This is a genomic window from Micrococcus sp. ACRRV, from assembly GCF_022346985.1.
In the GTDB taxonomy this organism is placed as follows: domain Bacteria; phylum Actinomycetota; class Actinomycetes; order Actinomycetales; family Micrococcaceae; genus Micrococcus; species Micrococcus porci.
This window is the reverse complement of sequence record NZ_JAKRNH010000103.1, coordinates 1-8,675: the sequence shown is the minus strand read 5'-3', so window position 1 is coordinate 8,675 and position 8,675 is coordinate 1. Positions and strand designations below refer to the sequence as shown.

9 protein-coding genes are annotated in these 8,675 nt (G+C 74.3%); 2 read left to right on the top strand and 7 right to left on the bottom strand.

Annotated elements, in window-relative coordinates; all coding sequences use genetic code 11:
- Together MHY29_RS09955 and MHY29_RS09950 are read left to right on the top strand one after the other, a co-directional pair.
- Nucleotides 1–559: hypothetical protein (locus tag MHY29_RS09955; RefSeq protein WP_370643507.1), on the top strand; the 559-nt coding region annotated here is incomplete at its 5' end.
- Nucleotides 560–669: 110 nt separating this feature from the next.
- A complete protein-coding gene (locus tag MHY29_RS09950; protein ID WP_239240850.1) occupies nucleotides 670–1,689 on the top strand; it encodes a hypothetical protein in 1,020 nt (339 codons plus the stop codon).
- Nucleotides 1,690–1,807: 118 nt separating this feature from the next.
- Here MHY29_RS09950 and purM read toward each other — a convergent pair whose 3' ends face one another.
- The 7 genes from purM to MHY29_RS09915 all read right to left on the bottom strand — a co-directional run bounded on the left by purM (nucleotide 1,808) and on the right by MHY29_RS09915 (nucleotide 8,639).
- Complete coding sequence (gene purM / locus MHY29_RS09945; RefSeq protein WP_239240847.1) at nucleotides 1,808–2,983, bottom strand: phosphoribosylformylglycinamidine cyclo-ligase; 1,176 nt, start codon at nucleotides 2,981–2,983, stop codon at nucleotides 1,808–1,810.
- Nucleotides 2,980–4,593, bottom strand: coding sequence for an amidophosphoribosyltransferase (gene purF, locus MHY29_RS09940; RefSeq protein WP_239240844.1), 1,614 nt, complete (start codon nucleotides 4,591–4,593; stop codon nucleotides 2,980–2,982). The genes purM and purF overlap by 4 nt, the downstream gene beginning before the upstream one ends.
- Entirely contained in the window at nucleotides 4,590–5,018 is a 429-nt protein-coding gene (locus tag MHY29_RS09935; protein ID WP_239240841.1) for a hypothetical protein, read from the bottom strand. The genes purF and MHY29_RS09935 overlap by 4 nt, the downstream gene beginning before the upstream one ends.
- 72 nt (nucleotides 5,019–5,090) lie before the next feature.
- Complete coding sequence (locus MHY29_RS09930; protein ID WP_239240823.1) at nucleotides 5,091–5,783, bottom strand: peptidoglycan-binding protein; 693 nt, start codon at nucleotides 5,781–5,783, stop codon at nucleotides 5,091–5,093.
- Nucleotides 5,780–6,661 (bottom strand): hypothetical protein, encoded by an 882-nt coding sequence (locus MHY29_RS09925; RefSeq protein ID WP_239240820.1) that lies wholly within the window; start codon nucleotides 6,659–6,661, stop codon nucleotides 5,780–5,782. Before MHY29_RS09925 ends, MHY29_RS09930 begins: the two co-directional genes overlap by 4 nt.
- Nucleotides 6,662–7,194: 533 nt before the next feature.
- Entirely contained in the window at nucleotides 7,195–7,596 is a 402-nt protein-coding gene (locus MHY29_RS09920; protein WP_239240817.1) for a sterol carrier family protein, read from the bottom strand.
- Nucleotides 7,593–8,639, bottom strand: coding sequence for an asparaginase (locus MHY29_RS09915; protein WP_239240814.1), 1,047 nt, complete (start codon nucleotides 8,637–8,639; stop codon nucleotides 7,593–7,595). Before MHY29_RS09915 ends, MHY29_RS09920 begins: the two co-directional genes overlap by 4 nt.
- Between the last annotated feature and the right edge of the window lie 36 nt (nucleotides 8,640–8,675).

Below are 8,675 nucleotides of genomic sequence, written 5' to 3'. Positions count from 1 at the left end.
AGACCGGCCTCACGGGGTGCCGCGCCCCCTGCTCGGCGCGGCACCCCGTGAGGCGGGGAACGCCGTCGTCGTGGGCGGGCCGCGCGGGGCCCGGGCCCTCCTGCTCGCCGTCCCCGGTGTGTGGCTCGGCCTGCTGGTCGGGATCTCGCTGATCGAGGCGCCCCTGAAGTTCACGGCGCCCGGCATCACGATTCCGTTGGGGCTGGGCATCGGACGCCGCGTCTTCTTCGCCATGAACCTCGTGGAGGCGGTGCTCGCCGTCGTGCTGCTGGTGGCCCTCGCGAAGTCCCTCGGTCGGCCGCGCGAGCTCACCGCGCCCGGTCCGGGTCGGCTCTGGCTCGGCGGCCTGACCGCCGCGGGCCTGCTTGCCGTCAAGGCGGTGTTCATCCGCCCCTTCCTGAACCGCCGCACGGACATGGTCCTGGCCGGCGTCGACGACGGCGGGTCGCTCTGGCACTACGCCTACGTCGCGGTGGACGGGCTGCTGATCCTCACGGTGATCGCGCTGATCGTGCTGGCCGCCCGGCCCCTGCTGCCGGCGTCGCCCGGGGCGCGCTGACGGCCTGAGGCGCCGGAACCGTCCTGCACAGGGGCGTGGGGCAGGCACGCCGTCCACCGACCCCTGCCCAGGCCCGGCGGCGGGGCAAGCGCCCGCCGCAGGCTGGGGGTATGGCACTCGAGTCCCTCGCCGACGTCCTCGGCAGTGCACCCCTGCCCATCCGCGCGGAGGGGCCACCGCCCCTCGGCCTCTTCACCCGGTCCGACCTGCGCGCGGCCGGCTTCGGCGGGCACCGGGTCCGCTGCCGGGACGTCCGGAGGGTCACCCATGGGGTGCACCGGCTCGCCACCGATCCCGCGGGGGACTGGTCGGTCCTCGGGTACCGGTGTCCGCCCGCGCCGTTCGCCCCGGAGGAGACGGCCGCGATCGTCGAGGCCGCGGGCGGCGTCGCCTCCCACCTGACGGCCCTGCTCCTGCACGGGGTGCCGCTGCCCCCCTTTCTCGCCGAGGACGGGACGGTGCACGTCTCCCGGCCGCACGCGCGCGGGGCATCGGGACGGCTCGAGGTGACCTCCCACGCCAGGAGCGTGCCCGCCGCGGACGTCACGAGCCTGCACGGCATCCGCGTGACCTCGCTGGAGCGCACCTGGGCGGACCTCGCGTCGCTGGTGCCCCCGGGCCTCGTGGACCCGGTGGTGGCGGCGGGCGACGCCGTCGTGCGCCACCCCTGGACGCCTCAGGGCCGCTCGGCACCGCGGACGACGCCGGCCCGGCTGGCCGCCGCTCTGGACCGGGCGGGGCGGTTCAAGGGAGTGCGGACCGCGCGTCGGGCGCTGGAGGCCGTGCGGGTGGGCTCGGACTCCCCGCAGGAGACCGCGCTGCGCCTGGCGCTCGTCCACGCGGGGATCCCCGAGCCGGAGCTGCAGCTGGTGCTGCACCCCGGGCGGGAGCGCTCGCCGGACGCCGACCTGGGGTGGCGGATGTGGCGGCTGGTCGTCCACTACGACGGCGCCTCGCACCTCGAGCCCGCCCAGCGGGCCGTGGACGCGCGGCGGCACGAGGGCTGGGAGCGGGCGGGCTGGGCGCAGATCGTGGCCACGGTGGACGACGCGCGGGACGACTTCCGGCGGGTCGTCGCGGAGGTCCAGGCGCACCGGCGGCGGCTGGGCGGTCGCGTGTACGCGTGCTGAGCGGGGTCGTTCACATCGCGTACGACGGCGCACGGCGCGCCGTCCGCTTCTCGAACGAAAGCGGGCGACGCGCCGTCTGTCTCGCGAACGAAAGCGTTCGGGGCCGGGGGAGGGGCGGTCAGTCGGCGTAGGCGCCGGTCATGAGGACGGCACCGCCGTCGACGCCCTTGGCGCCCTGCACGTAGTCCTTGCCGGCGGCCTGGGCCTGCTCGGTGACCTCGCCGATCCCGCCCATGACCCACGCCGGGATGCCGGCCGCCTCGATCGCGGCCACGGCCCGGTCGGCGGCGTCGGCGGCCACCACGGCCACCATGCCCACGCCGAGGTTCAGGGTGCGCTCCAGATCGGCCTGGGGCACGCGGCCCAGCTCGCCGACCAAGCGGAACACGGGCGGCAGCGCCCAGGTGCCGCGGTCCACGGTCGCCATGACGCCCTGCGGGAGCACGCGCGCCAGATTCGCCGCCAGGCCGCCGCCGGTCACGTGGGAGAACCCGCGCAGGGGCAGGTCCGCGCCGCCCTCGGTCCCGTTGAGGGAGTCCATCAGGTCCAGGCAGGCGCGGGTGTAGATGCGCGTGGGCTCCAGGAGCTCCTCGCCGAGGGTGCGGCCCAGCTCGTCCACGTCGCGGTCCAGCTGCCAGCCGGCGGCGTTGATCACGCGGCGCACCAGCGAGTAGCCGTTGGAGTGGATGCCGGAGGAGGCCATGCCGATCACCACGTCGCCGGAGCGGACCCGCTCGGCGCCGAGCACGCGGTCCGCCTCCACCACGCCGGTGGCGGCGCCGGCGACGTCGTACTCGTCCACGGCCAGCAGGCCCGGGTGCTCGGCGGTCTCGCCGCCCACCAGGGCGGTGCCGGCCAGGCGGCAGCCTTCGGCCACGCCGCGCACGATGTCCGCGACGCGCTCGGGGACGACCTTGCCGCAGGCGATGTAGTCGGTCATGAACAGGGGCTTGGCGCCGACCACCACGATGTCGTCCACGACCATGCCCACGAGGTCCTGGCCGATGGTGTCGTGCTTGTCCAGGGCCTGAGCGATGGCCACCTTGGTGCCCACGCCGTCCGTGGACGTGGCCAGCAGCGGCTTGCGGTAGCCGGTGAGCGCGGAGGCGTCCCACATGCCGGCGAAGCCGCCGACGCCGCCGAGCACCTCGGCGGTGTGCGTCGCCTTCACGGCGTCCTTCATGAGCTCCACGGCGCGGTCCCCGGCCTCCACATCCACGCCGGCGGCGGCGTAGGTGAGGGGGGCGTCCAGGGCGTCGGTGGTCTGCGTCTCGGTGCGGGGGGCGTCGGTCACAGCGGGGTCCTGTCGGTCTGGGTGAGCAGCTTCTCGTCCTCGGAGTCCGGGCCGGGCTCGCAGCCGGTGGACGCCACGGTGGTCACGGTCCCGTCCTCGGACACCACGTCGGTGGCCTCGGCGGTGGGGGTGCCGTTCTCGAGCACGGCCTTGCCGCGCTCCTTCTCGTCCGCCAGCTCGATGGGGTACGTGCCGGTGAAGCAGGCGGTGCACAGGCGCTCGCGCGGCTGCTCCGTGGCGGCGATCATGCCCTCCTCGCTGATGTACGCCAGCGAGTCCGCGCCGATCGAAGAGGCGATCTCCTGGACGCCGGCGCCGTTGGCGATCAGCTCGGCGCGGGTGGCGAAGTCGATGCCGTAGAAGCACGGCCACTTCACGGGCGGGGAGGAGATCTTCACGTGCACCTCGGCGGCGCCGGCCTCCTTCAGCATGCGCACGATGGCGCGCTGGGTGTTGCCGCGCACGATCGAGTCGTCCACGACGACGACGCGCTTGCCCGCCACGACGGACGGCTGCACGTTGAGCTTGAGGCGGATGCCGAGCTGGCGCAGCGTCTGGGACGGCTGGATGAACGTGCGTCCCACGTAGGCGTTCTTCACGAAGCCCTGGCGGAACGGGATGCCGGAGGCGTCCGCGTACCCCACGGCGGCGGGGGTGCCGGACTCGGGCACCGGGATGACGACGTCGGCGTCCACCGGGTGCTCCTGGGCCAGGCGGCGACCCATCTCCACGCGGGACTCGTACACGGAGCGGCCGTTGATCGCGGCGTCCGGGCGGGCCAGGTAGACGTACTCGAAGACGCAGCCGGCCGGCGTCGCCTCGGCGAAGCGGGTGGAGCGGATGCCCTCCTCGTCGATGGCGATCATCTCGCCGGGCTCCACCTCGCGGATGAAGGAGGCGCCGACGGTGGCCAGGGCGGACTGCTCGGAGGCCACCACCCAGCCGCGCTCGAGGCGGCCGAGCACCAGGGGGCGCACGCCGTGGGGGTCGCGGGCGGCGTAGAGGGTGCGCTCGGTCATGAACACGAAGCAGTACGCGCCGCGGACCTTCGGGAGCAGCTCGAGGGCGGTCTCCTCGACGGAGACGCCCTTCTCGCCGTGCAGCAGCGCGGTGACCAGGGCGGTGTCCGTGGTGTTGCCCTGCTTGATCTCGCCGAGGGTGTGGGCGCCCTCCTTCGACTCGACCATGCGCAGCAGCTCGGCGGAGTTCACCAGGTTGCCGTTGTGCGCCAGGGCGACGGTGCCGTCGTCGGCGGTGGCGCCGAGGGTGGGCTGGGCGTTGGCCCACTTGTTCACGCCCGTGGTGGAGTAGCGGCAGTGGCCGACGGCCACGTGGCCGGTGAGGGCGGCCAGGGTCGGCTCGTCGAACACCTGGGAGACCAGTCCCATGTCCTTGTAGACGGCGATGCGCTTGCCGTCCGACGCGGCGATGCCCGCGGACTCCTGGCCGCGGTGCTGCAGCGCGTACAGGCCGTAGTAGGTCAGCTTGGCGACGTCCTCGCCCGGCGCCCACACGCCGAACACGCCGCATTCGTCCTGGGGGCCGGCCTCCTGGGGGTCGAGGGCTGCGGTGAGGCGGCCGTCGCCGCGTCGGGTGCGAGCGGAGATCACTGCTCGGGGGTCCTTCCATCGGAGGGGTCCGCGGCGGGACGCGCGGCGGGAGCCGCGGCCTCGGGGCGGGGGAGGGCCATGTCTGCGGCGGCGGGGTCGTCGGTGCGCTCGAGGAGCACGGTGCGCTGGGTGCGGCGCGAGCGGCGGTCCAGCAGGAGCCAGACCAGCAGGCCCAGCACGAGGCACGCCAGCACGGCGGCGACCACCATGTAGCCGAACGTGGACGCGAAGCTCAGGGGCATCCCCGAGTACGGGTCCACGGGCGGCTGCGGCCCGGCGTGCACGGCGGCGGTGCCCAGCAGGGCCAGCACGACGCCGACCAGGGCGGAGACGATCACCGCGGCCGAGAGGCGGGGTGCCCGCCGCAGGACGTACTCCTGCTGCTGGGGGGCCGACGGGGTGCTGCGCTCGGGGCCGGAGGTCATGGGGTCCAGTCTATCGACGACCCGGGCGCCGCACGGAGCCGCGTCACGGGCCCCCGCCGGGCGGCGTCGGGCTCAGCCTCGCAGCGCGTCCGCCGGCCGCTGGCGGCTGGCCACCCATGCCGGGTACAGGGCGCTGACGACGCCGGCCGCGGCCGTGACCTGCGCGCCGTCCTTCCCCAACGGGATGAACTGATGCCAGCTCACGGTCACGGGGGCGTCCTCGGGCAGGGGGTCACCGGCCTCGGCGAACAGCTCGCGCAGGGCCCGGGCGGTGCCGGAGTCGAGGACGCCGTCCGTGTCCGTGGCGTGGCCCGCCTTCTGGAGCGCCCGCTGGAGGGACGCGACGTCCTCGCCCTCGTCGCCCTCGGTGAGGTCGCGGTAGAGGGCGAGGGGCTCGGCCCGGAACACGTAGGTGACGCCGGAGACCTCTCCGGCCACATCCCCGGGCCGGACGCTCTCCCCCGGCTTGGCTGTCAGGCGCAGGACGACGGCGGGCCCCTCCGCCTGGACGGCCACGCTGCGGGTCTTCCCCGCGGCGACTGTGCCGGCGAAGGACGCGGTCGTGTCCACAGCGCGCTGCTCGACGGCGGCCCACACGTCGATTGGCCGAGCCACCGCTGCGGGGTCCGCCGTGGTGGGCGGCTGGAAGAACCGTCCCGCCACGAAGGAGGCCGCCAGGAGGGCCAGGACGAGCAGGCCGACAGCGGCGAGGCGGCCCGGATGGGCGATGCGGCTCCCGGCCCGCTGAGGCGCGGTCGCACTCACTGGTGGCTCGCGAGGTAGGCGCGGGCGGCGTCGACGAACTTCTGGTTGTCGGCCTTCTCTTGGGCGAGCTGGGCTTCTTTGCCCTTGATGAGGGCGGCCTGGTAGCCGGCCTCGAGGTCGCCGAGCCTCTGGGTGAGCTGTGTCTGCTCGTTGCACGTGGCCTCGATGACGGCGATGCGGATCTCCTCCTGTTTGGCGGCGGGTGAAGGGTTCTGCGGATCCGCGGTGGTAAGGATCCCGAACCCCTGTTCACTTGACCATGCGTTGTCATCCGTTCGCGGCGTGAGGCCGCGGGATGTGAGGCAGTCGTGCCACTGTTTCCGCGCTTCCTTCCATTCCGGGGTGGCGCTGGCCAGGTTGAACGCATCGTCTCTGATGTCCATGGCGGTCGTCCGCTCCGTCTCCGGGGGCGTCACGGAGTCAAGATCATCCCGGACGATCTCGTTGCAGGCGTCGTAGGCCGTGTTGAACGCGGGGTCTGATTCTTCGCTCCACTGTCCGCCGAGTGGAGGCGCCTCCGTGCTGGCGGGGCGCGGCATGGTGTAGCCGTTCTGCGCCGCACTCGCCGTGCGCCAGAGTCCGTAGGGACGCTCCTCGGAGGGGCTCGAAGTGGCGGTGGGGGCGAGACCGTTCACGCCCTTGGAATTCAGGCAGGTGCGCATGATGACGCGTCGCGCCTGACCGATGAGCTGCTCGCTGTCATGGTCGAGCGAGTAGTCGTCGACGGCGAGGACGACCTGCCCACGCTCCCGGTCGAGGTGAGCCGTCGCCGACGTGTCGGGCTGGACGTCGGGCGCGCCGGACTGGGCACACGCGCTCGCACTGAGTGCGATGCCAGCGATGACGGCGAGGCGGAATGGACGAGGATCGGGGCGCACGAGGGACCTCCATGGTGAAGCGCGAACTGGAAGGAAAGGGGGCACCTGCACGCCCATCCGCTGGTGCGCGTGCAGGTGCTCCCCGCGGTGGGTCAGACTCGCTCCCAGCTGCTGATCCGGTCATTCCACGTCAGCCCGATTCGAATCGTGTACGCCCGGAGATCGGACCAGTTGTCCCTCGTCGTGAAGCTGCGTCCAAGGAAGCCTGCGTCCTCCCAGAATCGGGTCTGTGCGCCGTAGGTCTTCACGGAAGATATCCGTTCGTTCAGCGAGCCGACATTGGCCAGTCACCAGCGCGGCCTGGCAGCCGGCTTCCGGGGCGCCGAGGCGTTGGGTCGGGTCGGTGCGCTCGTTGCAGGTGGCGTGAATGACGGCGAGCCGGATCTCCTCCTGCTTCGCCGCGGCGCTCGCGGCGGCGGCCCTGCACCTCGGTGGTGTACCCGTGTACGCCTCGTTGAAGCCGGGGTCGCTCTCGTCGCTCCACCCGCCGGGCGGGGGCGTGGTCCCCACCGCCGCCTTTGCCGGGGGATGCCTTAAGGCCGCAGGAGCGGCAGGTGCCCGGCGAGGTCTGCGCGGACGCCCGAGGCGCGCACGGCCCCGGAGGCCCGCGCGTCGTCCCAGGTCAGCAGGCCGGTGGCCAGGGACAGCCACGTCACCGGGTCCGTCTCCACCACGTTCGGCGGGGTGCCGCGGGTGTGCCGCGGCCCCGGGATGCACTGCGCGACGCCGAAGGGCGGCACTCGCACCTCCACGGAGTTCCCGGGGGCGCGCGTCGCCAGCTCCTCGAGGGCGAACCGCACCGCGGTGGCGCGGGTGCTCCGCGGCAGCGCGGCCGCGGCGGCCGGGTCCTCCGCGTGCGCGCGGGCCCAGGCCGTCAGGGCCGCGTGCCCCTCGACCACCGGCACCCGCCGCTTGGGGACCGAGCCCGTGGTCACGCGCCCACCAGCTGACGCACCGGCGCGGCCAGGCGCACCTCGCCCACCGGTGCCCCGCGGCCCAGGATGCTCGGCGCCACCCGCGCGGAGACCTCCGCCAGGCGTCCGGCGTCGACCTGGTCCGCCGCGAAGCGGCCCAGCAGCGCCAGGGCGACGAGGTTGCCGGCGCGCGTGCCGCCGTCGAGCGCCTTGACGGCCACGGCGGTGCCGTCCGGGGCGCCCATCGCCATGACACCGTCCGCGCCGAGCTTGGCGACCAGGCCCAGCTCCTCCATGACCACCGTGTTCGCCTTCCCCGGCCCGTGCACCGCCCACGGATGCGCGAGCATCGCCCGGGCCACGGCCGCCGCGTGCGGCTCCGCGCCCTCCCGGCCCGGCGCCCCGGACACGGCGCCGATGCCGCGGGCCAGCCCGGCCAGCGAGACCACCGCCGCCGGGGCTCCGCAGCCGTCCACGCCCGTGTGCGCGACCGGCTCGCCGCAGTACTCGGCGATCACCGCGTCCACCTCCCGCTGGAGGGGGTGCTCCGGGTCCAGGTAGGTGCCGACGTCGTGCCCGGAGGCAGCGCACGCCGCGAGGAAGCCGGCGTGCTTGCCGGAGCAGTTGTAGGCCAGCGGCGTGGCGATCTCCGCGGTGCCGGCCTGCGCGGCCAGCCGGGCCACCTCTCCGGCGACCTCGGGGAGCACGGACGGGCACTGCAGCGCCTCCGGGGCGAGGCCGTGGTCTGCGAGGACCCGCGCCGCCAGCTGCTGGTGCGCCTCGGAGCCGGTGTGCGAGCCGCATGCGATGGCCAGCGCCTCGCCCTCCAGCCGCGCCCCCTGGCGCAGGGACGCGATCGCCTGGAACGGCTTGAGCGTGGAGCGCGGGTAGATCAGCGCGTCGGCCGGGCCGAGGGCGGCCAACACATCCCCGTCCGGCCCCGTGACGACGGCGGCCCCCGCCGTGCGCGACTCCACGAAGCCGCTGCGCACCACCTCGACGAGCTCGACGGCGTCGGCCAGGGCGAAGGTCTGCCCGGCGGGGGCGGCGGAGGTCTGCGTCATGGGGCCAGCGTAGCGAGGGCCTCTGGGGTGCGGGGG